Below are 22355 nucleotides of genomic sequence, written 5' to 3'. Positions count from 1 at the left end.
CGCCCTCGGCGGCCACCCGCGCCCGATGCCGGTAGAACGTCCGCGGCTCGACCCCGTTGACCCGGCACCACTCCGCGACGTTCTCGATCGGCACGCCGACCTGCAACGTCGCATCCAGCAGCTTCATGACTGGCGCTCGCTTCCCCACACCACCTCATCGGCGTTGTGATGATCAAGCGACACATGTCATGAGACTTCAGGACTGACAGATGTCCTCGGACTCAACACGCAGGAAACCTGCGCTCGCGCACTCCGCTCAGGCCAGCTGGTGCCAGCTCGCGCGGCGGGCGGCCTGCTCGTCGGGGTCGGGCACGGGCAGCGAGGCGAGCAGCCGCTGCGTGTAGGGGTGCTGCGGTGCGCCCAGCACCTGCTCCCCCGTGCCCTCCTCGACCAGTTGCCCGCGGTAGAGCACCGCGATCCGGTCGGCCAGCAGGTCGACGACGGCGAGGTCGTGGCTGATGAACAGGCACGCGAAGCCGAGCTCGCGCTGCAGCTCGTCGAACAGCTCGAGCACCCGCGCCTGCACCGACACGTCGAGCGCGGACGTCGGCTCGTCGGCGATGAGCAGCTCCGGGCCGAGCGCGAGCGCCCGGGCGAGGCTGGCCCGCTGCCGCTGGCCACCCGACAGCTCGTGCGGGAAGCGGTCCCCGAAGGACCTGGGCAGCTGCACCGCCTCGAGCAGCTCGTCGACCCGGCCGCGGGCGGCGTGCGCGTCCTTGGCCCGGCCGTGCACGACCAGCGGCTCGGCGACCGCCTGGGCGATGGTCAGCAGGGGGTTGAAGCTCGACGCCGGGTCCTGGAACACGAAGCCGATCCGCTCCCGCACGGGGCGGAAGCGCCGCTCCTTGACGCCGTTCATCTCGGTGCCCAGCACCGACAGCGACCCGCCGGTGACCTTGGTCAGGCCGGCGATGGCCCGGCCGATCGTCGTCTTCCCGCTGCCGCTCTCCCCGACCAGGCCGAGCACCTCGCCGGGCCGGATGGCGAAGCTGACGCCGTCGACGGCGGTGAAGTCGGGCTTGCGCAGCCGGCCGGGGTAGACGATCCGCAGGTCGCGGGCCTCGACGACCGGGGTCGCCGTCGTCCAGCCGGCCGGCCGGGCCGCCGCCCGCTCCCGGGTGCGGGCGACCCCCTGCCCCAGCCGCGGCACGGAGCCCAGCAGCTGCTTGGTGTACTCGTCGCGCGGGTTCGCGAACAGGGTACGGACGTCGGCCTGCTCGACCAGCTGCCCCTGGTACATGACGGCGACCCGGTCGGCCAGGTCGGCGACGACGCCCATGTTGTGGGTGATCAGCACGATCGCGGTGCCGAACTCGTCCCGGCAGCGGCGCAGCAGGTCGAGGATCTCGGCCTGGACGGTCACGTCGAGGGCCGTCGTCGGCTCGTCGGCGATGATCACGCCGGGGTCGAGCACGAGCGCCTGGGCGATGACGATGCGCTGCTTCTGCCCGCCGGAGAACTGGTGCGGATAGGAGTCGATCCGCTTCTCCGGCTCCGGGATGCCGACCCGCCGGAGCACGTCGACGGCCTTGGCGCGCGCCTCGGCCCGGGTGTAGCGGCCGTGCGCGCGCAGCCCCTCGATGATCTGCCAGCCCACCGGGAAGACCGGGTTGAGCGCGGTCGAGGGCTCCTGGAAGACCATCGCCGCGTCGCGGCCCCGCACCTCGCCGAGCTCGGACCGCTTCACGGTGACGACGTCGGCGCTGCTGCTGCCGTCCTTGCGGGTCAGCAGGATGGCCCCGCGGGTGGTCGCGGTCTCCGGCAGGAGCCCGAGGATGCTGCGCGCGGTCACGGTCTTGCCGCTGCCGCTCTCACCGACGATGGCGAGCACCTCGCCGGCGGCGACCTGCAGCGAGACGTCCTGGACGGCGACCACCCGGCCGGCGTCGGTGGCGAAGGTGACCGAGAGGTCCTCGATCCGCACCACCGGGTCCGTCGTGGCCGGCTTCGTGAACTGCTCGCTCATCGCGTCTCCTCGATCCCCGCCAGGCCACCGGGACCCGCACCGAGCGGACCGCCGGGCACGACCGTCACCTCGCCGGTCTCGCCGGCCTCCGCGGCCCGCCGGCTGCGCAGCCGGGGGTCGGCGAGGTCGTTCAGGCTCTCCCCCACCAGCGTCAGGCCGAGCACCACCCACACGATCGCCGCCCCCGGGAAGATCGACGTCCACCAGATGCCGCTGGTGACGTCCGACAGCGCCCGGTTCAGGTCGAAGCCCCACTCGGCGCCGGAGGTCGGCTCGATGCCGAAGCCCAGGAAGCCCAGGCCGGCGAGCGTGAGGATCGCCTCGGAGGCGTTGAGCGTGAAGATCAGCGGCAGCGTGCGGGTGGCGTTGCGCAGCACGTGCCGGGTCATGATCCGCCAGTGGCTCGCGCCGATCACCTTGGCCGACTCCACGTAGGCCTCCGCCTTGATCCGCACGGTCTCGGCGCGGATGACCCGGAAGTACTGCGGGATGTAGATGACGGTGATCGAGATGGCCGCGGCGAAGATCCCGCCCCACAGGCTGGACTGGCCGCCGCTGATCACGATCGCCATGACGATCGCCAGCAGCAGCGTCGGGAAGGCGTAGACCGCGTCGCAGACGACGACCAGCACCCGGTCCAGCCAGCCGCCGAAGTAGCCCGACAGCAGGCCGATCAGCACGCCGATGAACAGCGACAGGACGATGGCCACGACGATCACGGCGAGCGCGGTCCGCGTGCCGTAGATGACGCGGGAGAGCACGTCGTACCCGCCGACCGTCGTCCCGAGCCAGTGCTCGCCCGAGGGGGACTGCTGCGCCCCGAACGGGCCGTCGGCGTCGCGCAGCTGGTCGTACCCGTAGGGCGCGAGCAGGGGGGCCACCGCCGCGGTCAGCAGGAAGATCCCGGTCAGCACCAGGCCCGCGATCAGCATGCCGCGCTGCAGGCCGACGGCCTGCTTGAGCTGGCGGACGACGGGCAGCCCGCGCGTGCGGCGGACGGGGGTGGCGGGGGTGGCCATCAGTACCTCACCCGGGGGTCGATGAGCGCGGCGAGGACGTCGACGACGAAGTTGGTGACGGCGACGACGACCGCCAGCAGCACCACCAGGCCCTGGACGGCGACGAAGTCGCGGGCCTGCAGGTACTCCGAGAGCTGGAAGCCCAGGCCCCGCCACTCGAACGTCGTCTCGGTGAGGACGGCGCCGCCGAGCAGCAGGGCGACCTGCAGGCCGATGACGGTGACGATCGGGATGAGCGCCGGGCGGTAGGCGTGCTTGCGCAGCAGCCGGCGCTCGCTGACGCCGCGGGAGCGCGCGGCCTCGACGTAGCCCATGCCGAGCGTGCCGATGACGTTGGTGCGGACCAGCCGGAGGAAGACACCGGCGGTCAGCAGGCCGAGCGCGATCGCGGGGAGCACCGCGTGCTCGAGCACGTCCCGGACCACCTCGCCGTTGCCGGTCTTGAACGCGTCGATCAGGTAGATGCCCGTCGGGTTGTCGACGGTGGTCTGCATGATGATCTCGCTGCGCGTGGACGCGCGGCCGTTGGAGGGCAGCCAGCCCAGCCCGCTGCTGAACACCAGCTTCAGCAGCATGCCGGCGAAGAAGACCGGCGTCGCGTAGCAGAGGATCGCGAAGACGCGCAGGACGGCGTCGGGCCAGCGGTCGCGGGCGTAGGCGGCGAAGCGGCCCAGCGGGATGCCGACGGCGAAGGCCACGATCAGCGCGTAGAACGCGAGCTCGAGCGTGGCGGCGCCGTAGTCGACGAGCACCTCGGTGACCGGCTGGTTGGTCGACAGCGTGGTGCCGAAGTCCAGCCGCACCAACTGGCCCAGGTACTCCCAGTACTGGGTGAGCAGCGGCCGGTCGTAGCCGGCGGCCGCGACCCGCTCGGCCAGCTCCTCGGGCCCGAGGCGGCCGCCGAGCGCCGCGGTGATCGGGTCACCGGTGGTGCGCATCAGGAAGAACACCGTCGTCACCAGGACGAAGATCGTCGGGAAGATCAGCAGGAACCGGACCGCGATGTAGCTGCCCAGCCCGCCGCCGCTGCGGCGCCGCCTGGACGGTGGAGCGGCCTCGGGTACGACGGCCGGCTCGCCGGTCAACTCGGTGGCAGTGGTGCTCATGTCTCCTGCTCGTCCTCCGGATGCGGCTCCGGCCGCACATGGGGAGGCCCCGGGTGATCGCCGTGAGGGATCACCCGGGGCCGGGTACCGCTGTGGTGCCGTCAGGCCCGCTCGAGGGCCCCGTAGCGGAACTTGAACGACGCGTCGAGGGTGTCCTCGGCGCCGGTCACGCCCGTGCGGACGACGGCGATCTGCGCACCCTGCAGGTAGGGCAGCGTCGACAGGTCGGCGGCGACCAGGTCCTGGATCTGCTCGATCAGGGCCGTCCGCGCCGCCTCGTCCGGCGTGCTCAGCTGCTGCAGGATCAGGTCGTTCACCTGCTGGTTGTCGTAGTGGTTGCTGAGGAAGTTCTCCGTGAGGAAGAAGGGCGCCAGGTAGTTGTCGGCGTCCGAGTAGTCCGGGAACCAGCCCAGCTGGTAGGCCGGGTAGGTGTCGGCGGTGCGCTGCTCGGAGTACTGGGTCCACTCCGTGGTCTGCAGATCCACGGTGAACAGCCCCGTGGACTCCAGCTGGTCCTTGATCAGCGCGTACTCGTCACCCGACGACGGGCCGTAGTGGTCGTTGGAGTACTGCAGCGACAGCTGGACCGGCGTCTCGACACCGGCCGCCTCCAGGACCTGGGCCGCCGCGTCGGCGTCCGGGCCGCCCTGGCCATCGCCGTAGAGGCCGCGCAGCGAGTCCGTGGCGCCGGTCAGACCGTCGGCCACGTAGGAGTACAGCGGGGTGTAGGTGCCCTTGTAGACCTGCTCCGCGAGCTCCTCGCGGTCGATCAGGTGCGCCATGGCCTGGCGGACGGCGAGCGCCTTGGCCGGGTCGGCCTCCGCGGTCGTCGCGCCGTAGGGCTGGGTGTTGAAGTTGAAGACGATGTAGCGGATCTCGCCGCCGGGACCGTCCACGACCTCGACGTCGTCGTTGCCGCGCAGGTCCTCGACGTCGGTGGCCGAGAGGCTGCGGTAGGCGACGTCGACGGCGCCCTCCTCGATGTCCAGCTTGAGGTTCGAGGCCTCGGCGTAGTACCGCACGTTGATGGTGTCGGTCTTCGGCGCGCCCAGCAGCCCCTGGTAGTCGGGGTTCGCCTCGTACGCGATCAGGTCGTTTATCTCGTAGCTGGTGATGACGTACGGCCCGGCGAAGGCGTTGCCGGCGACGATCTCGTCGTCGGGGGTCAGCGAGTCGGCCGAGAAGACCTCCTCGTCGACGATCGGACCGACCGGGCTGGAGAGCACCTGCGGGAAGGTCTGGTCGTCGGGGTTGGTGAGGTTGAAGACGACGGTGGTGTCGTCGGGGGCCTCGACGCTCTCGAGGTTGGCCAGCAGCGACGACGGGCCGTTCTCGTCGGCGATGGCGACCTGGCGGTCGAACGAGAACTTGACGTCCGAGGCGGTCAGCTCGTTGCCGTTGGCGAAGGTCAGGCCCGGCTTGAGGGTCACCGTGTACTGGGTCGGCGACGTGAAGTCGGCCGACTCGGCGATGTCCGGCTCGACCTCGGGGCTGCCCAGCGGGGTGTTGAGCAGGAAGGGGTAGACCTGGTTCATCACGGCGAAGGAGCCGTTGTCGTACGAGCCGGCCGGGTCGATCGTGGTGATCTTGTCGGTCGTGCCGACGATCAGGGCGTCGGCGGAGCCACCCGAACCGCCGGACCCGTTGTCGTCGTCACCGCCGCCGCAGGCGGTCAGGGCCAGGGCCGTCACCGCGATGCCTGCCGTGGTCGCGCGCACGCGCCGGCCACTGCTTCCCAGGGGGGTCATCCACTACCTCGTTCTCAGATGTGGCCGCTCGCGCGTCGGGACGGCGGGCGAACGCCACGGAAACAGTTGCTACTCATGAGTAGCACATTCGTCCCAGCACGTGGGAATCAGGTGCGCATCGGTTATCCGACCGTGTTGCTGGACGACCCGGACCGATGGCGCGACGGCACCGGACCGACGGCCCGCTCGCAGGGCCCGCGGCGAGCTCGCGGGTGGCGAGGGGGCGAGAGGTCCGTCATGCGTCGATCCGTCGGCGCCCCTCGAACGCCCGCCCGAGCGTCACCTCGTCGGCGTACTCCAGGTCACCGCCCACCGGCAGCCCGCTGGCCAGCCGCGAGACGGCGAGCCCCATCGGCGCCACCAGCCGGGCCAGGTAGGCGGCGGTCGCCTCGCCCTCGAGGTTGGGGTCCGTCGCGATGATCAGCTCGGTGACCTGGCCGTTCATCAGCCGGGTCATGAGCTCCTTGACCTTCAGGTCGTCGGGCCCGATGCCCTCGATGGGGCTGATCGCGCCGCCGAGGACGTGGTAGCGGCCACGGAACTCCCGCGTGCGCTCGATGGCCACGACGTCCTTGGGCTCCTCGACGACGCAGATGACGTCCTCGGTCCGCCGGGGGTCGCGGCAGATCCGGCACTGCTCGGCCTCGGCGACGTTGAAGCAGGTCACGCAGAAGCGCACCTCGGCCTGGACCCGCTGCAGCGCGGCCACGAGCCGGCTCACGTCGGCGGACTCGGCGGCGAGCAGGTGGAAGGCGATGCGCTGCGCGCTCTTCGGCCCGACGCCGGGCAGGCGGCCGAGCTCGTCGATGAGGTCCTGGACGGCCCCCTCGTACACGGTGCTCCTCGGTTCCGGTGGCGGGTCGGCTCAGGCGCCGGGGAGCCCGAGTCCGCCGCCGAGGCCCCCGGCGAGCGGGCCCATCCGGCTGGCGGCCAGCTCGTTGGCGGCGCGGCCGGCATCGCGGACGGCGGCGACGACCAGGTCCTGCAGGGTCTCCAGGTCGTCGGGGTCGACGGCGGCCGGCGCGATGGTGACCGCGGTCAGCTCACCGCCGCCGGTCATCGTCGCGGTGACCAGGCCTCCCCCGGCCGAGCCGGTGACCTCCTCCCGCGCGAGCTGCTCCTGGGCGGCGACCAACTGCTGCTGCATCTGCTGCGCCTGCTGCATCAGCTGCTGCAGGTCGGGGGCGCCTCCGGGGAACGACATGCTCCCGAGCGTAGGCCCGGTGGACGACGTCCGCGGCAGGCTCACCTGGCTGCGGCGCGCCGGGCCCGTCTCGGCGGGCGGCCGCACGGGCCCACGTGGCCCCGGGGGGACGTCGTGCCGCTCACTCGTCGATCGGGCGGGCCCCGAGCTGGGCGCGCAGCAGCGACAGCGCCGCCTGCTCGGGGTCGACGGCGGGCTCCGGCGGGCGGTCGCTGGTGGTCTCGGCGGCGCGCTCGGCCATGAGCTCGGTGGCCTCGGCGGCCTCGGCCACGCGCTCGGCCTCGCGGGCGGCCTCGCGGTCCGCGGGCCCGGCCCGGCCGCCGCCGGGCGCCTTGGCGGCACCCTCCACGACCGCCTGCACCTTCCACCGCACGCCGAGCAGCTCCTGCAGCGCGGTGCGGATGATGTCCTGGTTCAGGTCGTCGCTGAGCATCTTGGCCAGCGCGGGCGAGGTCATCGCCAGGTGCAGCGTGCCGCCGGTCAGGTCGTGCACCTGCGCCGACTTCAGCAGCGCCTCGGTGGTCCGCTTGTGCTTGCGGACCACGGCGAGCAGCTCCGGCCACACCCGGCGGACGTCGGCGGTGGTGAGGTCACCGCCGGATCCGCCCCCGTCGCCGGCGGCCGGCGGTCCCTCGCCGGCGGTCGCCGAGACCAGCGGGGTCGGCTCGCCGCCGCGCGGTGCGGGCGCGGACTCGGCGGCGGCCCGGGGTGGGGCGGCGTCGGGCGGGGCGGCGTCGCGCGGGGCGACCACCCGCGCGGCGGCCGCCGCGGCCGCGGCCGGCTCGGCGGGGTGCGGCCAGTCCTCGTCGTCGGTGGGCTCCGGCGGCAGCGGGATGTCCGGCTCGTCGGTGGTCGGGCGCGGCCGCGGCGGCTCCTGCTCCGGCGTCGACGGCGCGGCGGGGACGGCGGGCACAGGAGCGGCGGGCGCGGCAGCGGCGGCGCGGGCCGGGGAGCCGGATGCCGCGGCGCCGGAGCCCGGCTGCGTCGTCTCGGGCCAGTCGTCGTCGGCGGTCGCGGCCGGTGCCGGGGCGGCCGGCGCGGGCGCCGGGGCGGCGGCGGGCGCGGACCGCGACGGGCGCACGTACTCGCGGCGCGATCCCGCCGCGGCCGCCGCGGGCCGCTCGGCGGGCGCCGGGGCGGCGGCAGGGCTCTCGCGCACCGGCGCCTCGGGGGCCCGGACCTCGGGGGCCCGGGTGTCGGGCCTGGCCTCGGGGGCCCGGACCGGCGCCTCGCGGACCGGCGCCTCGCGGACCAGCGCCTCGCGGACCGGGGACTGCGGCGCCGGAGCCTCCGCGGCCGGCCGGCCTGCGTGCTCCCCGGCGATCGACATCCGGCGCTCGAGCCGCTCCAGGCGCTGGAGGGTGGCCGCCGCGGCGTCGTCGGTGCCCGGCAGCAGCATGCGGGCGCAGACGAGCTCCAGCAGCAGCCGCGGCGCCGTCGTCCCCCGCATCTCGGTCAACCCGGCGTGCACCGTGTCCGCCATCCGGGAGAGCGTCGCCGAGCCCAGCGCGCGGGCCTGCGAGCTCATCAGGTCCAGCCGGTCGGGCGGGCAGTCGAGCAGCCCGTTGCCGCCGGCGTCGGGCACCGCGTCGAGCACGATGAGGTCGCGCAGCCGGTCGAGCAGGTCGGTGGCGAAGCGGCGTGGGTCGTGGCCGGCCTCGACGACGCGGTCGACGGCCCGGAAGACCCCGGGGGCGTCGGAGGCGGCCAGCGCGTCGATCGTCTCGTCGAGCAGCGCGTCGTCGGTGACGCCGAGCAGCCCGAGCGCGGAGGCGTAGGTGACGCCCTCGGGCCCGGCGCCGGCCAGCAACTGGTCGAGGATCGACAGGGAGTCGCGGACCGAGCCGCCGCCGGCGCGGACCACCAGCGGGAACACCGTGGGCTCGACGGTCACCCCCTCGGCGGCGCAGGTGCGCTCCAGCAGCCCCCGCAGCGTGGACGGCGGCACCAGCCGGAACGGGTAGTGGTGCGTGCGCGAGCGGATGGTGGGCAGCACCTTCTCCGGCTCGGTGGTGGCGAACACGAAGACGAGGAACTCCGGCGGCTCCTCGACCACCTTGAGCAGGGCGTTGAAGCCCTGCGTGGTGACCATGTGCGCCTCGTCGACGATGTAGACCTTGTAGCGGCTGCTGACCGGCGCGAAGAAGGCCCGTTCCCGCAGGTCCCGCGCGTCGTCGACACCGCCGTGGCTGGCCGCGTCGATCTCCATGACGTCGAGCGAGCCGGGCCCGTCGGGCGCCAGCGCGACGCAGGACTCGCAGACCCCGCACGGGGTGGACGTCGGACCCTGCGCGCAGTTCAGCGAGCGGGCCAGGATCCGCGCCGAGGACGTCTTGCCGCAGCCGCGCGGGCCGCTGAACAGGTAGGCGTGGTTGATCCGCCCGCCGTCGACCGCGTTCATCAGCGGGGCGGTGACGTGCTCCTGCCCGACCACCTCGGCGAAGGTCGCCGGGCGGTACTTCCGGTAGAGCGCCAGAGCCACGCGGCGAGGTTACGTGCCCGCACCGACGACCCTCGCCCACGGGAGAAAGAAGGGACCCCCCGCGCACCCGCCAGAGCCCGCTTATCCTTGCTGCCTTCCGGCCCTGGGGAGGTTCACAGGATGACGCCACACGAGGGGTCGGGTCCCACTGTAGAGGAACGCGGTCGGGCTCCGGCCACGCCGCCCCCCTACCCTGGGCGCCATGTCGCCCCGGCGCGCCCGCGCGCTCCCGCCGCCCCGCTCCTGACCCGGAGCGCCGCGCACCCCTGACGCCCGCCGGCGCTCCCCCGGCGAGCTGTTCGCCCGTGCTCCGGACCGCCGTCCCTCCGTCCGGAACCGTCCAGGAGCGCCATGTCCACCCCCTCCACCGCCGCGTCCGCCGCCGGCCGCGGTCCCGCCGCGCATCCCCGCCGCGGGTTCCTCCTCGTCGTCGCCGCCGCGCTGTGCTGGGGGACGTCCGGGCTGAGCGGCAGCGTGGTCGCCGACCGCAGCGACCTCTCCGCGCTCGACATCGCCTGGTACCGCCTGGCGATCGGCGCCGTCGTGCTCCTGGCCGCGTGGGGGCTGACGGCCGCCCGGCGCCCCGGCCGGGGAGCCGTCGGCCGGCCGGTGGCCGTCCGCCTCGGCCTGGTCGGTGCGGGGCTGGCGGCCTACCAACTGGCGTACTTCAGCGCGGTCTCCCGGGCGGGGGTGAGCATCGCGACGCTCGTCGCCCTGGGCCTGGCGCCGCTGCTGATCGCCGTCGGTGCGGCGCTGCTCGGGCACGGCCGGCCCAGCGGGACCACGCTGGCCGCGCTGGTCGTGGCACTCGCCGGGCTGGGCCTGCTGGTCGGGGTGTCGGCCGGCGCGGACGGCGGGACGGCGGTCCTGCTGGGCACGCTGATGGCGACCGGATCGGCACTGGGCTACGCCGTGGTCACGCTCGCCGGCGCGGGGGTTCCGGCGGGCGTGCCGGTGACCCTGATCGGGTTCGCCGGCGGCGCGCTGCTGCTCACCCCGGCGGTGGTGGCCGCGGGGCTCGCCGTCCCCACCGACCCCGTCGCCGTCGCGGTGCTGCTCTACCTGGGGTTCGTGCCCAGCGCGCTGGCGTACGGGCTGTTCTTCGCCGGGGTGCGCACGGTGCCCGGCCCCGTCGCGTCGATCGTCACGCTGCTGGAGCCGCTCACCGCCACCGCGCTGGCGACGGCGTTCCTCGGCGAGCGCCTGGCGCCCGGGGCGGTCGTCGGCGGGCTGCTGCTGCTCGCGGCGGTCGCGGGCCTGTACGTGCGCGAACTCGGCCGCGCGCCGGAGGTCGAGGCCGGGCTGTAGAGACGCGGCAGGGCCCCCGGCGGTGTGCCGGAGGCCCTGCCCACGTGCGGAGGATGGGAGATTCGAACTCCCGAGGGGTTGCCCCCAACCCGCTTTCCAAGCGAGCGCCATAGGCCACTAGGCGAATCCTCCCGTGCCGCCCAGACTACCGGGCGGCGCGGCGGGGGTCGGCCGCGGCTCCCCGGGGGCGCGTCGGCCCGCGGCCGCCCCCGGAGGGACGGCGTGGCGGGCTCGTGGAAGGCTCCTGCCCGCCGGCCGCCGGTGCCGACGGTTGAGGGACCGGCGGGTGGGCATGGTCAGCCGGACGGGACCGCACGGTCGTCGTCCACCGGAGAAGGGCAGGCGAGCGGGATGAGCGCAACGGAGCCACGGCCCGAGGTCGTCGACGCGATCGTGGCGGTGCTCAAGGGCGCCGACCCCGAGGGCCTGCCGGCCGGTGCGACACCGGAGGAGAAGCAGGCCGCCAAGGACCTGTACCTCACCGAGTTCGCCGCCGAGCGCAGCAAGCGGGACCGCCAGACCCAGGCCTGGGAGCTGCTGCTCACCCGCAGCTACGACGAGCCGCCCACCTGGCAGGTCCTGTTCGACGACCTCTCCGCCGACGCCGTCGAGGAACTGGCGACGCTGTACGACGCGCTGCCTGCCGGCGCCCAGGAGGAGTACGCCCGGCGCTTCGGCGTGCCCAGCACCGTCTGAACCGCGTGCAGATCGGGGCTCGGCGCGGGTAGGAGCGCCTCTGTGCAGGTCATCGGACCCGGTCATCTCGTCTCGGGGCGCTATCGGCTGCTCGCGCAGATCGCGGGCGGTGGGATGGGCACCGTCTGGCGTGCCCGCGACGAACTCCTGGGCCGGCAGGTGGCGGTCAAGCAGATCCTCCCGCCGCCCGGCGCGGACGAGGAGGTCGTCGACCAGCAGCGTCAGCGCGCGCTGCGCGAGGGCCGCATCGCCGCCCGGCTGAGCCATCCGCACGCCATCTCGGTGTACGACGTCGCCACCGACGGGGGCCAGCCGTGGCTGGTCATGGAGTACCTGCCCTCGCGCAGCCTCGCCCAGGTGCTGTTCGACGACGGCCCGCTCCCTCCCGAACTCGTCGCCCAGATCGGCGCCCAGGTGGCCGACGCGCTGACCGCCACGCACGTGGCCGGGATCGTGCACCGCGACGTCAAGCCGGCCAACGTGCTCGTCGGCCAGGGCGAGGACGTCGAGGGCCTGGTGAAGATCACCGACTTCGGCATCTCGCACGCGATCGGCGACGTCACGCTGACCCAGACGGGACAGATCACCGGGACGCCGGCGTTCCTCGCGCCGGAGGTCGCCCAGGGCACGGAGATGAGCGAGGCCAGCGACGTCTTCTCCCTCGGCGCGACGCTCTACACCTGCCTGGAGGGCGAGCCGCCGTTCGGCATGGACGACAACGCCCTGCGCCTGCTCCACCGGGTCGCGGGCGGCGGGGTGCGCCCGCCCGCCCGCGCCGGCTCCCTCGCCGCGCCCCTGATGGAGATGCTGGCCGACGACCCGGCGGCCCGGCCGACGATGTCCCAGGTCCGCGACCGCCTCGCCGTGCTGGCGGCGGGGCGCGACGGCGACCCGACGACCGTCCTCCTGGCCCGCACCGAGCTCCGCCCGGCGCCCGATCGCATGCGGACGGCGTCGCTGCCGGCCGGCGACCGCCGGGCCGACGTGGTCCCGCCCGCCGCCGGTCCGGCGACACCCCCGGCTGCAGCCCCGACGCCGCTCCCTCCGCGTCCGCCCGCGCCGGTCCCCGTCGCCGCCCCCGCGGGTACCCCGGCCGGCCGGCGGCGCTGGCCACTGGTGGTCGCCGGCCTGGTCCTGCTCCTCCTCATCGGCGGCGGGGTCGCCTGGCTGGTCTCCACCGGCGGGGACGGCGACGGCGAGACCGCGGACCCGGCGGCCTCCTCGTCGTCCGCCCCGGCGACGACCGATTCCCCGGAGCAGTCCCGGGAGCCGGCGCCGACCTCCGCGACCGGGGAGGAGCCCGCCCCGTCGGAGGAGACCACCCCCACGACGGCGACGTCGACACCGCCCGGGGACCCGGCTGCCGAGGTGCAGCAGACCCTCGAGCGCTACTATGACCTGCTGCCCGACGACACCGAGACCGCGTACGAGCTGACCGGGCCGTCCCTGCGGGCGCAGGTTGGCTACGGCTCCTACGCCGGCTTCTTCGGCACGTGGTCGGAGGTGCGCCTGGTCGACGTCCGGAACGTGTCCGTGGAGGGCGACCGGATCACTGCGACCACCGACGTGGAGTTCGTCCGGCCCGGTGAGCAGGTGGTCGAGACCCACGCCGTGACGCTGGTCCGGGACGGCGACGGCGGGCTGCTCGTGGACCTGGACGTGCTGGCCTGATCCCCGCGACGACGGCGGCGCCCGTCCGGGATCGAGCCCGGGCGGACGCCGCCGTCGAGGTCCTGCTGGCGGTGGCGGTGGGATTTGAACCCACGGAGGGGGTTGCCCTCACACGCTTTCGAGGCGTGCTCCTTCGGCCGCTCGGACACGCCACCGCCGAAGAGACTACAGGCCCCTCCGGGCGCGGAAGAACGCACGTAGCAGCGTGGCGGACTCCTCGGCCCGGATCCCCCCGGTGACCAGCGGGCGGTGGTTGAGCCGACGGTCGCGCAGCACGTCCCACAGCGATCCGGCGGCCCCGGCCTTGGGGTCGTCGGCGCCGTAGACGACGGCGGCGACCCGCGCGAGCACCCCCGCCCCGGCGCACATCGTGCAGGGCTCGAGGGTGACCACGAGCGTGGCGCCGGTCAGCCGCCAGCCGTCGCCGGCCACCGCCGCCGCGGCGCGGAGCGCGAGCACCTCGGCGTGCGCCGTCGGGTCCCCGCGCTTCTCCCGCTCGTTGGCCGCCTCGGCGAGCACCGCGCCGTCCGGCCCGAGGACGACGGCGCCGATCGGCGTGTCGCCCCACTCGACCGCGGCCGCCGCGAGCTCCAGCGCGCGGCCCATCGCGGCGTCGAGCACGTCGGCGCCCAGTGGCTGCCCGGGGGCCGGGCCGGGACCGGGGGCCGGACCGGGGCCGGTCGCCGGACCGGGGCCGGTCACGCCGATCCCCCGCGCCCGCCCGTGCTCTGCGTCCCCCGGGAGGCAGGGCACAAGGGGCGGCCGACGACCACCGCCGCCGTCCCCTTCGTGCTCTGCGTCCCCCGGGAGGCAGAGCACGAGGCGCGGCCGACGACCACCGCCGCCGTCCCTCCCGGTCCGCGGCTCACCCGGCGCCGCCGCCGGTCAGATCGAGCCCGACCAGCTCCGACAGCTCGGCCAGGGCCAGCGCCGGGTCGACCACCTTGATCGTGCGCATGCCCAGCGCGCGGGCGGGCTTGAGGTTGATCCCGAGGTCGTCGAGGTAGGCGCAGTCGGCGGCGGCCATCGGCCGGCCGGCCGCCTCCGCCAACCGCACCAGCGCCCGCCGGTAGATCTCCGGCTCGGGCTTGCGCACGCCCTCCACCGAGGACTCCACCACCGCGTCGAACTGCCCCAGCAGCTCGCCGAGCCGGCCGGTGCGCGGCATGGGCGCCACGTTGTTGGACAGCAGCGCCAGGGGCAGCCCCGCCGCCCGCAGCGACGCCACGGCCGCCAGCATCGCCGGCCGCAACTCCCCCGCAAGCGCACCCAGCACCCGGCGCGCGTCCAGCCGGTGCCCGGCGGCGAGCGCCTCGGCCTCGAAGGCGCCGACGAACCCCGCGGTATCCAGCTCGCCGCGCTCGTAGCGGGCCCAGGCGTTGGCGTCCGGGTCGGTGCTGTTCAGCCGCCGGATCAGCCCCTCCGGCAACCCGGCCTCGGTCTCGTAGGCGGCGAAGGCCGTCATCGGGCTCTCGGTGAGCACCCCGCCGAGGTCGAACACGACGGCGGAGACCGAGCTCACGGGTGCACCGCCGCGGCCAGCTCGTCGCCGAAGCCCAGCCGCCCGGCGATGCGGGCCACCATCTCGTCGGCCCAGAGGTCGTCGGCGGTCGCGATCGGCCTCAGCTCGTCGGCGGGCAGCCCGTAGTCGGCGAGCACGTCGAGGTCACCACCGGGCCAGCCGGTCTCGTCGTCGTCGAAGGTGCCCTCGGTGTCCACCGCGATGCCGTACCGCTCGACCACCTCGCTGGCCAGGAGCCACTCGAGCATCGTCGCGTCGGAGATGAACGCGCGGACCATCCCGCCCGGCCCGTGCCGCAGCACCACGAAGTACAGCCGCGAGTCCACGACCAGCACGAGCGGCCCCGGCCAGCCCTCGGCCCCGGGCTCGCCGAGGGCGCGCTCGAGCACCGGCAGCTCGTTGTCGGCGTCGTGGGCGAGCAGCTGCACCGACCACCGCTCCCCGGCCCGGTCCACGCGGACCGCGTAGCTCGCCGGCCCCTCGGGGGCGCTCACCGGCGGCGGAGCATCGTCAGGCCGTCGGCCAGGGGCAGCAGGACGGTCTCCCAGCGCGGGTCGGCGGCCAGCGCCGCGTTCAGCGCCGCGACCGCGCGGTCGTCGTCGCTGCGCGGCTCCAGCACGTGGCCGCCGCGCAGGGTGTTGTCGAGCAGGACGACGCCGTCGGGCCGCAGGCGCGGGTACAGCTCCTCGACGTAGCCGGCGTACCCCGTCTTGTCGGCGTCCACGAAGGCCAGATCGAACGTCGGCTCGGCCGGCAGCGCCCGCAACGAGGTCAGCGCCGCCCCGAGGCGCAGCTCGATCCGGTGGCCGATCCCGGCCCGGTCCCAGTACCGCCGGGCGACCGCGGTCCAGTCGGCGTTGAGGTCCAGGCAGAGCAGGCGGCCGTCGTCGGGCAGGCCGCGGGCGATGCACAGCGACGAGAGGCCCGTGAACGTGCCGATCTCGATCGCCGTCCGCACCCCCAGGGCCCGGGTCAGCAGCTGCATGAAGGCGCCCTGCTCGGTCCCGATCTGCATGGTCGCCGACAGCTCGCCGCGGTCGGCCATCGCCGCGGTCTCCGCGACGAGGTCGGTGACGACGTCGTCCGGGGCCTCGGAGCTCGCGCGGACGTAGTCGGCCACCTGCTGGGTGAGGAGGAAGGAACGGGGCGTCATGGCGCGCCCCGGGAGTGGCGCGGGGAGGACACGGTGTGGCGCATAGCCTCTGATCATGGCCGACGCCGCCCTCCCGGTGCCCACGATGCCCGCCCCTCCGGTCGGGGTGGTGGGCCTCGGGCAGCTCGGAGGCTCGCTGGCCGCCGCCCTGGTCGCCGCCGGGCGGGAGGTGACCGGCTGGGACGTCGACCCGGAGGCGCGGGCGGCGGCGGCCGATCGCGGGGTCCGGATCGGGACGCAGTTGACGGGCGTCGTCGTCCTCGCGGTGCCGTTGCCGGCGATGACGGCCGCGCTGACGGACCTGGCGATCGACCCGGCCGCCACGGTCACCGACGTCGGCTCGGTCAAGGGGCCCGTGCTGGCGACCCTGGGCGCGGCGTTCGGGAGCCGGTTCGTCGGCGGCCACCCGATGTGCGGCACCGAGCGGTCCGGCCACGCGGCCACCGACCCGGAGCTCTTCCGCGGCGCGCGGTGGGCCGTGTGCCTGGAGCGGGGCACCGAGCTCCCCCGCTGGCTGCGCGTGGCCGAGATCGCCCTCGCGGTGGGCGCGGAGGTGGTGCCGGCCACGGCCGCGGACCACGACGACGCCGTCGCCGCCGTCAGCCACGTGCCGCACCTGCTGGCCGCGGCCCTGGCCGCCGCCGCGGGCGAGGCCGGCCCGCTGGCACTGTCGCTGGCCGCCGGCAGCTTCCGCGACGGCACGCGCGTGGCGGGCAGCGACCCGGCCCTGGTCACCGCGATGGTCGAGGCCAACGCGGGTCCGACGGCGGCCGCGCTGGCCCGCGTCCAGCAGCACCTGGCCAGGCCGTGGCCGGAGCTCGTCGCGACCGGGCACGCCGTCCGCGCGGCGGTGCCCGCGGGGTCCCGGACGGTCCGGGTCCCGCTGGACCGCGCGGCGCTGCTCGCGCTCGGCCGGGCCGGCGGCGCCGTCACCCGGCGGCTGGCCGCCTTCGTCGAGGGCCGTCTGCCCGACACCCCCTGATCGTTTCCCCCGGGACCGGCGCGGGCACGGAGGCGATCATGGACGAGAAGGACCTGCTGACCCGCATCTCCGCCCTGGTCGACGAGGAGCACCGGCTGCGCGACAGCGGCGAGCACACCGACGACCAGAAGGCCCGGATGAGGGACCTCGAGGTGCAGCTCGACCAGTGCTGGGACCTGCTGCGGCAGCGGCGGGCCAAGCGGCAGTACGCCGAGGACCCCGCCGACGCCGAGGTGCGCCCCGCGTCCGAGGTGGAGGGCTACCTGCAGTAGGGCTCCGTCCCGAGTCGCGTGAGAGGGACGGGGTCCTTCGTCAGGCGGCGGGACGGGCCGGTCGCAGCTGCGGCGCGCTGAGCAGGGCCAGCTGCCAGAGCAACCGGGCCCGCGGGTCGGTGACCTTGCGGCCGGTCACCGTCTCGATCCGCCGCAGCCGGTGCATGACCGTGTTGCGGTGGCAGTAGAGCTCGTCGGCGGCCCGGGTCGGCGAGCCGTCCGCGGCCAGGAACGCCGCGAGGGTGTCCAGCAGCACCGTCTGCTCGTCCTCGGGCAGGTCCAGCAGCCCGCCGAGGCACTGCCCGACCAGCCGTGAGCTGATCTCGGGCGAGTTGCTCAGCAGCGCCTCGGGCAGCCGGTCGTCGATCGTCACGACCTGGCTGGTGCCGACCGGCAGCGTGCGCGCAGCGGTCTCGGCGAGCCGGTAGGCGGTGGCCACCCCCGTCGCGCCCTCGACCTCGGCGGAGACGCCCACCGGCCCGGCCGCCACCGCGCGCAACCACCCGAGGACGTCGGTCGACCGGCGCGGCCCGAGGGCCACCACGCCCACCTGGGCGCCGGACCGCTCGCCCCAGACCGAGCGCATCCCCCGCCGAAGCAGCCCCGCGGCGGGGTCGAGCAGGCTCGCCGTCCCCTCGCCGTCCGGGACGGCGACGACGGCGAGCAGGCGACCCGCCAGCGGCATGCCCAGCAGCTCCGACGCCGAGCGGACGAACGCGGGGTCGCCGCCCCGCCCGTCCAGCAGCCCGTCGAGCACGTGCCGGCGCGCGTCGTCGTCGACGGAGTCGAGCCGGCGCTGCTCCTCGCGGTAACCCTCCGCGACCGCCCCGCACTCGACGTCGTTGGTCCGCCAGACCGCGCTGGCCACCTCCACCAGGAGCGTGTCGTTGGGCCCCCCGGACGTGCGGGCCACCGCCAGCAGCGTCTCCCAGGTGATCTGCCCGCCCAGCCGGTAGGCGCGCAGCACCGCCTCGAGGGGGATGCCCTGCGCCGCGCGGCGCCGGCCGACCTCGCGCGCCTCGGCGGTCTGCAGCTCCCGGGTGCCCCCCGCGGCGCCCACGAGGCTGCGGATGCCGCCGGCCAGCCCGGCGCGGCTGGACCGGCGCAGTTCCACCAGGTCCAGCTCGCGGTACGCGGGCTCGGTCCGCAGCAGCACGTCGACCATCCGGTCCACCATGGCGTCGACCTCGTCGAACAGCCGTGGCGCCACGTCCCCCAGCCGGTCGGCCACCTCTGGCGGGAACACGTGCACCGCTCACCTCCCTGACGCGCTGCGCTGCGCACAACCCGGGCCGTCGATCACTGTGCGTCGCGCCCATTGTGACCGCCCTCACCAGCGGGGAACCTCATCGGGACGTAGCCGTGACCCAATCGTCTCCGACCGTCCACCCGGTCGGGGGACCTCCTAGACCCCGAGGAGTCGTGGGCCCGTGGCGGAAGCGCCGCTCGACCGCACCACCCCACCACCGGACCGGGCCCCCACCGCGCGGCTGGAGATGACCGACATCTCGGTCGCCTTCGGTGGCGTGACGGCGCTGGAGGCGGTCTCCCTGACCGTCGAGCCGGGCCAGGTCCACGGCCTGATCGGCCCCAACGGCGCCGGCAAGACGACGATGTTCAACGTCGCGTGCGGCCTCGTCCGGCCGAGCTCCGGCCGGATCGCCTGGAAGGGCAGCGAGCTGCGGCGGCTGCGCCCGGCACAGCTCACCCGGCTCGGCATCGCCCGCACGCTGCAGGGCGTCGGTCTGTTCGCCGGGATGACGGTCCTGGAGAACGTCATGGTCGGCGCGCACCGGCACGCGAGGTCCGGCTTCCTCTCCGCGCTGTTCGCGATCCCCACCGCGGACAAGGACGAGGAGCGGCTGCGCGAGCGCGCGATGACCGCGCTGGCCGAGCTGGACGCCACCGCCTACGCCGAGCGGTATCCGGGCAGCCTCCCCTACCCGGTGCAGAAGCGCGTGGCCCTGGCCCGGGCGCTGGTCGCCGAGCCGGACCTGCTGCTGCTCGACGAGCCCGCCAGCGGTCTGTCCGAGGACGAGATGCACGAGCTCGGCGAGCTCATCCGCACGCTGTCGGCGCGGATGAGCGTGCTGCTGGTCGAGCACCACATGGACCTGGTGATGCGCGTCTGCGACCGGATCACGGTCCTGGACTCCGGCAAGCCGATCGCCGTCGGAACCCCCGAGGAGATCCGCGCCAACCCGGCGGTCACCGAGGCCTACCTGGGCGACGACGTCGACGTCGCGGCCCACACCACGGAGTTCGGGTCCACCCGCTCCGAGACGGCTCCCACCGGCACCGAGGGGGCGTCGGCGTGACCGAGGCACACGGCAGCAGCGCGGTCGGCCTGAGCAAGGCCGCGTCCGGCGGCGGGACGGCGACCGGGACCGCGCTGCTCGACGTCCAGGGCCTGTCCGCCTCCTACGGCCCGGTGCGCGCCCTCGACGGCGTCTCGCTGCGCGCCGAGGCCGGCCGGATCACCGCCGTCCTGGGTGCCAACGGCGCCGGGAAGACGACGCTGCTGCGCACCATCAGCGGCCTGGTCCGCCCCACGGCGGGCCGGGTGGTCCTGGACGGCCAGGACATCACCCGGGCCCCCGTCGAAGCCATGGTGCACAAGGGCATGGCCCACGTCCCCGAGGGCCGCGGCGTCATCGCCGAGCTCACGGTCGACGAGAACCTGCGGGTCGGCTCGCTGTTCCGCGGGAAGGTCGGACGCGAGGAGTTCGACCGGGTCTACGACCTGTTCCCGCGGATCGCGGAGCGGCGCGACAACCCCGCGCACACGCTGTCCGGTGGCGAGCGGCAGATGCTCGTCATCGGCCGCGCCCTGCTCGCCCGCCCGCGCGTCCTGCTGCTCGACGAGCCGTCGCTGGGACTCGCGCCGAAGATCGTCGCCCAGATCTTCGGGCTGGTGCGGCAACTGGTCGACTCCGAGGGCCTGTCGGTGCTGCTCGTGGAGCAGAACGCCCGCAGCGCCCTCTCGGTGGCCGACACCGGCGTCGTGCTCAACCTCGGCCGCGTCGTCGTCACCGACGACGCCCGCACCCTCGCCGCCGACGAGGACCTGCGGCACGCCTACCTCGGCTTCTGAACCCCTCGTCTGCGTAGGAGGCAGTCCACTCGTGGAGCAGTTCATCAGCCTCACCCTCGGCGGGGTGGTCAACGGATCGGTCTACGCCGCGTTCGCGTTGGCGCTCGTGCTGATCTGGCGGTCGACCCGGATCGTGAACTTCGCCCAGGGCTCGATGGCCGCCGCGACCACGTTCATCGCGGTGGCGGTCATCGACGCCGGCGGGTCCTACTGGCTCGCGCTGGTCGTCGCCCTGCTGTCCGGCCTGGTCATGGGCGCGCTGATCGAGCGCGTGGTCATCCGGCCGGTCGAGGGCGGTCCCGAGCTCAACGCCGTCATCGTCACCCTGGGCCTGTTCGTCGCCATCCAGGGCATCGTCGCCCTCGTCGCCGGCGTCGACGAGCGGGCGTTCGTCCCGCCGTTCAGCACCGTCGGCTACGAGGTCCGCGAGGGCTTCACCCTGCTCTCGCTGTCGCGCAACTCGATCTGGACCGTCGGCGCCGTCCTGGTGACCATGCTGGCGCTCATCGCCCTGTTCCGGTTCACCCGGCTCGGCCTGGCGATGCGCGCCTCCGCCTTCGGCCAGGAGGTCGCCCGGCTGCTCGGCGTCCGGGTCGGCCGGATGCTCACGCTGGGCTGGGCCCTCGCCGCGGCGGTCGGCGCGCTGGCGGGGATGCTGATCGCCGGCGACGTCTCGTTCATCGGGCCCACCTTCATGGACACCCTGATCGTCTTCGGGTTCGTCGCCGCAGTGCTCGGTGGCCTCGACTCGCCGATCGGCGCCGTCGTCGGCGGCCTGCTCCTGGGCCTGGCGCTCAACTACGTGCGCGGCTACCTCGACGACTCGCTGCTGGGCATGGCCGCGCTGGTGATCCTCGTCGTCGTCCTGCTGGTCCGCCCCGGCGGCCTCTTCTCCACCACCGCAGCGCGGAGGGCGTGACCGTGAGCGAGACCCAGACCCCCACCGGCGACCCGGGCGCCGCGTCCGACGCCGCCCCCACCACCGCCACGGCCGGGGCGAACGCGCCGTCGGCCGGGGCCGGCGGACGCCGGTCCCTGCTGCCCCGCATCACCCTGCTCCGGCACCTGCTGGTCCTGGTGGTCGGTGCCGCCGTGGCGGTGCTGCTGCTCGAGAGCACCGAGCTCAACACCAACATCAAGCTGGGCAACGTCGCCTACCTCGCGATCGCCGCCGGGGGGCTGACGCTGCTCACCGGCCTGTCCGGGCAGATCTCCCTGGGCCACGGGGCGCTGATGGCTGTGGGCGCGTACACGACGGCGCTGATGCTCGACGTGGAGCGGAGCGAGGAGCCGCCGAGTCTGGCCCTGGTCTTCCTCGCCGCCGTCGCCGCGACGACGCTCGTCGGCGCCCTGGTCGGCGTCGCCGCCGCCCGCCTGCACGGTCCGTACCTGGCCGGCGCGACTCTCGCGCTCGCCGTCGGACTCCCCGGGCTGGCGCTGTACTTCAGCGACACCTTCAACGGCGAGCAGGGCCTCACCATCCGGCCTCCGGAGCGGCCGGAGTGGTTCACCGAGACCGTCGAGCAGCTGTCCGGCGCGACGGGGCGCGGCCTCAACGACAAGTGGGTCGCCTACATCGCCGTCGCCTGCCTGCTGATCTCCTACTTCTTCCTCGCCAACCTGATGCGCAGCCGGATGGGCCGCACCTGGCGCGCGGTGCGCGACCAGGAGGTCGCCGCGGAGCTCGCCGGCATCTCCCTGGGCGCCTGGCGCGTGCTGGCCTTCGTGGTGAGCGCCGCCGCCGCGGGCCTGGCGGGGGCGGTACTGGCCATCGTGGTCCAGCTGGCCGCGCCGGGGTCGTTCCTCCCGGTCCTGTCGCTGTCGCTGCTGACCGCGGTGGTCATCGGTGGGCTCGGCACCCTCACCGGCGCGCTGCTCGGCTCGGCCCTGCTGGTCTTCCTCCCGCCATGGCTCATCGATCTCGGCCGGGACGTCTTCGACATGGAGGAGGCGCAGGCCTCGCAGTCGTCCTTCGTCGTCTACGGCCTGCTGCTGGTCGTGACGATGCTCTTCGCTCCGGCCGGACTGGTGGGCACCATCCGCCTGGCGCTGCTGCGGCGACGGGCCGCGCGCGCGCTCACCCGCAGCGGGCGGGGGTGAGCCGCGCGACGAGACCACCGCCGACCGGCCCC

General features: G+C 74.6%; 21 protein-coding genes, 2 tRNA genes and 1 other RNA gene. 9 read left to right on the top strand and 15 right to left on the bottom strand.

The features are described from left to right. Nucleotides 1-256 precede the first annotated feature (256 nt). The 8 genes from BMY88_RS19875 to ffs all read right to left on the bottom strand — a co-directional run bounded on the left by BMY88_RS19875 (nt 257) and on the right by ffs (nt 9668). Nucleotides 257-1966 (bottom strand): ABC transporter ATP-binding protein, encoded by a 1710-nt coding sequence (locus BMY88_RS19875; RefSeq protein WP_091947821.1) that lies wholly within the window; start codon nt 1964-1966, stop codon nt 257-259. Then, complete coding sequence (locus BMY88_RS19870; RefSeq protein ID WP_091947819.1) at nt 1963-2985, bottom strand: ABC transporter permease; 1023 nt, start codon at nt 2983-2985, stop codon at nt 1963-1965. Before BMY88_RS19870 ends, BMY88_RS19875 begins: the two co-directional genes overlap by 4 nt. Further along, complete coding sequence (locus BMY88_RS19865; protein WP_091947816.1) at nt 2985-4091, bottom strand: ABC transporter permease; 1107 nt, start codon at nt 4089-4091, stop codon at nt 2985-2987. The genes BMY88_RS19870 and BMY88_RS19865 overlap by 1 nt, the downstream gene beginning before the upstream one ends. A gap of 101 nt (nt 4092-4192) precedes the next feature. Next, on the bottom strand, nt 4193-5839 hold the full coding sequence (locus BMY88_RS19860) for an ABC transporter substrate-binding protein (protein WP_091947815.1): 1647 nt from the start codon (nt 5837-5839) through the stop codon (nt 4193-4195). Between the two features lie 235 nt (nt 5840-6074). Next, nucleotides 6075-6674, bottom strand: coding sequence for a recombination mediator RecR (gene recR / locus BMY88_RS19855; protein ID WP_091947812.1), 600 nt, complete (start codon nt 6672-6674; stop codon nt 6075-6077). Nucleotides 6675-6704: 30 nt separating this feature from the next. Continuing rightward, nucleotides 6705-7043, bottom strand: coding sequence for a YbaB/EbfC family nucleoid-associated protein (locus BMY88_RS19850; RefSeq protein ID WP_091947860.1), 339 nt, complete (start codon nt 7041-7043; stop codon nt 6705-6707). A gap of 121 nt (nt 7044-7164) precedes the next feature. Further along, nucleotides 7165-9525, bottom strand: coding sequence for a DNA polymerase III subunit gamma and tau (locus tag BMY88_RS19845; RefSeq protein ID WP_091947808.1), 2361 nt, complete (start codon nt 9523-9525; stop codon nt 7165-7167). 47 nt (nt 9526-9572) lie between these two features. Continuing rightward, nucleotides 9573-9668: signal recognition particle sRNA small type (ffs, locus tag BMY88_RS19840), an RNA gene on the bottom strand. A gap of 208 nt (nt 9669-9876) precedes the next feature. Here ffs and BMY88_RS19835 point away from each other — a divergent pair. After that, nucleotides 9877-10833 carry a DMT family transporter gene (locus BMY88_RS19835; RefSeq protein ID WP_091947805.1) on the top strand — a complete coding sequence of 319 codons (957 nt, stop codon included), beginning with the start codon at nt 9877-9879 and terminating at the stop codon, nt 10831-10833. A gap of 47 nt (nt 10834-10880) precedes the next feature. Here the strand turns inward: BMY88_RS19835 and BMY88_RS19830 are convergent. Continuing rightward, nucleotides 10881-10965 (bottom strand) — tRNA-Ser (locus BMY88_RS19830). A gap of 219 nt (nt 10966-11184) precedes the next feature. On the opposite strand from BMY88_RS19830, the gene BMY88_RS19825 reads away from it, so the two are divergent. Then, nucleotides 11185-11529 carry a hypothetical protein gene (locus BMY88_RS19825; RefSeq protein ID WP_091947802.1) on the top strand — a complete coding sequence of 115 codons (345 nt, stop codon included), beginning with the start codon at nt 11185-11187 and terminating at the stop codon, nt 11527-11529. Nucleotides 11530-11571: 42 nt separating this feature from the next. Beyond that, complete coding sequence (locus tag BMY88_RS24180) at nt 11572-13200, top strand: serine/threonine-protein kinase (protein WP_211435740.1); 1629 nt, start codon at nt 11572-11574, stop codon at nt 13198-13200. Nucleotides 13201-13266: 66 nt separating this feature from the next. Here the strand turns inward: BMY88_RS24180 and BMY88_RS19815 are convergent. The 5 genes from BMY88_RS19815 to BMY88_RS19795 form a co-directional block, all read right to left on the bottom strand. Continuing rightward, a tRNA-Ser gene (locus BMY88_RS19815) sits at nt 13267-13355 on the bottom strand. Nucleotides 13356-13365: 10 nt separating this feature from the next. Continuing rightward, entirely contained in the window at nt 13366-13902 is a 537-nt protein-coding gene (locus tag BMY88_RS19810; RefSeq protein ID WP_244524811.1) for a nucleoside deaminase, read from the bottom strand. Between the two features lie 163 nt (nt 13903-14065). Continuing rightward, on the bottom strand, nt 14066-14722 hold the full coding sequence (locus BMY88_RS19805; protein ID WP_091947799.1) for an HAD-IA family hydrolase: 657 nt from the start codon (nt 14720-14722) through the stop codon (nt 14066-14068). Then, a complete protein-coding gene (locus tag BMY88_RS19800; RefSeq protein WP_091947796.1) occupies nt 14719-15216 on the bottom strand; it encodes a tRNA adenosine deaminase-associated protein in 498 nt (165 codons plus the stop codon). The genes BMY88_RS19805 and BMY88_RS19800 overlap by 4 nt, the downstream gene beginning before the upstream one ends. Then, nucleotides 15213-15875: an O-methyltransferase gene (locus BMY88_RS19795; RefSeq protein WP_091947794.1), complete on the bottom strand. Its 663-nt coding sequence runs from the start codon at nt 15873-15875 to the stop codon at nt 15213-15215. The genes BMY88_RS19800 and BMY88_RS19795 overlap by 4 nt, the downstream gene beginning before the upstream one ends. Nucleotides 15876-15930: 55 nt before the next feature. On the opposite strand from BMY88_RS19795, the gene BMY88_RS19790 reads away from it, so the two are divergent. Then, nucleotides 15931-16857 (top strand): prephenate dehydrogenase/arogenate dehydrogenase family protein, encoded by a 927-nt coding sequence (locus tag BMY88_RS19790; protein ID WP_091947790.1) that lies wholly within the window; start codon nt 15931-15933, stop codon nt 16855-16857. Nucleotides 16858-16895: 38 nt separating this feature from the next. Next, nucleotides 16896-17129: a DUF2630 family protein gene (locus tag BMY88_RS19785; RefSeq protein WP_091947787.1), complete on the top strand. Its 234-nt coding sequence runs from the start codon at nt 16896-16898 to the stop codon at nt 17127-17129. 40 nt (nt 17130-17169) lie between these two features. Here BMY88_RS19785 and BMY88_RS19780 read toward each other — a convergent pair whose 3' ends face one another. Further along, entirely contained in the window at nt 17170-18375 is a 1206-nt protein-coding gene (locus BMY88_RS19780; RefSeq protein WP_244524810.1) for a PucR family transcriptional regulator, read from the bottom strand. A 184-nt stretch (nt 18376-18559) separates the two neighbouring features. On the opposite strand from BMY88_RS19780, the gene BMY88_RS19775 reads away from it, so the two are divergent. The 4 genes from BMY88_RS19775 to BMY88_RS19760 are packed head-to-tail and all read left to right on the top strand — an operon-like array spanning nt 18560 to nt 22323. Then, nucleotides 18560-19447 (top strand): ABC transporter ATP-binding protein, encoded by an 888-nt coding sequence (locus BMY88_RS19775; RefSeq protein WP_244524809.1) that lies wholly within the window; start codon nt 18560-18562, stop codon nt 19445-19447. Next, on the top strand, nt 19444-20223 hold the full coding sequence (locus BMY88_RS19770; RefSeq protein WP_211435739.1) for an ABC transporter ATP-binding protein: 780 nt from the start codon (nt 19444-19446) through the stop codon (nt 20221-20223). The genes BMY88_RS19775 and BMY88_RS19770 overlap by 4 nt, the downstream gene beginning before the upstream one ends. Nucleotides 20224-20254: 31 nt before the next feature. Beyond that, complete coding sequence (locus BMY88_RS19765; protein ID WP_091947780.1) at nt 20255-21142, top strand: branched-chain amino acid ABC transporter permease; 888 nt, start codon at nt 20255-20257, stop codon at nt 21140-21142. A gap of 2 nt (nt 21143-21144) precedes the next feature. Continuing rightward, nucleotides 21145-22323, top strand: a complete 1179-nt coding sequence (locus tag BMY88_RS19760) for a branched-chain amino acid ABC transporter permease (RefSeq protein ID WP_244524808.1) — start codon at nt 21145-21147, stop codon at nt 22321-22323. Nucleotides 22324-22355 lie beyond the last annotated feature (32 nt).

The organism is Trujillonella endophytica, assembly GCF_900110555.1.
In the GTDB taxonomy this organism is placed as follows: domain Bacteria; phylum Actinomycetota; class Actinomycetes; order Mycobacteriales; family Geodermatophilaceae; genus Trujillonella; species Trujillonella endophytica.
The sequence above is the reverse complement of the archived record's forward strand: the minus strand, read 5'-3'. Positions and strand labels throughout refer to the sequence as shown.

Coding starts and splice junctions, on each gene's coding strand:
- BMY88_RS19875 (WP_091947821.1), bottom strand. CDS start 1,966: ATGAGCGAGCAGTTCACGAAGCCGGCCACGACGGACCCGGTGGTGCGG.
- BMY88_RS19870 (WP_091947819.1), bottom strand. CDS start 2,985: ATGGCCACCCCCGCCACCCCCGTCCGCCGCACGCGCGGGCTGCCCGTC.
- BMY88_RS19865 (WP_091947816.1), bottom strand. CDS start 4,091: ATGAGCACCACTGCCACCGAGTTGACCGGCGAGCCGGCCGTCGTACCC.
- BMY88_RS19860 (WP_091947815.1), bottom strand. CDS start 5,839: ATGACCCCCCTGGGAAGCAGTGGCCGGCGCGTGCGCGCGACCACGGCA.
- BMY88_RS19850 (WP_091947860.1), bottom strand. CDS start 7,043: ATGTCGTTCCCCGGAGGCGCCCCCGACCTGCAGCAGCTGATGCAGCAG.
- BMY88_RS19835 (WP_091947805.1), top strand. CDS start 9,877: ATGTCCACCCCCTCCACCGCCGCGTCCGCCGCCGGCCGCGGTCCCGCC.
- BMY88_RS19825 (WP_091947802.1), top strand. CDS start 11,185: ATGAGCGCAACGGAGCCACGGCCCGAGGTCGTCGACGCGATCGTGGCG.
- BMY88_RS19795 (WP_091947794.1), bottom strand. CDS start 15,875: ATGACGCCCCGTTCCTTCCTCCTCACCCAGCAGGTGGCCGACTACGTC.
- BMY88_RS19790 (WP_091947790.1), top strand. CDS start 15,931: ATGGCCGACGCCGCCCTCCCGGTGCCCACGATGCCCGCCCCTCCGGTC.
- BMY88_RS19785 (WP_091947787.1), top strand. CDS start 16,896: ATGGACGAGAAGGACCTGCTGACCCGCATCTCCGCCCTGGTCGACGAG.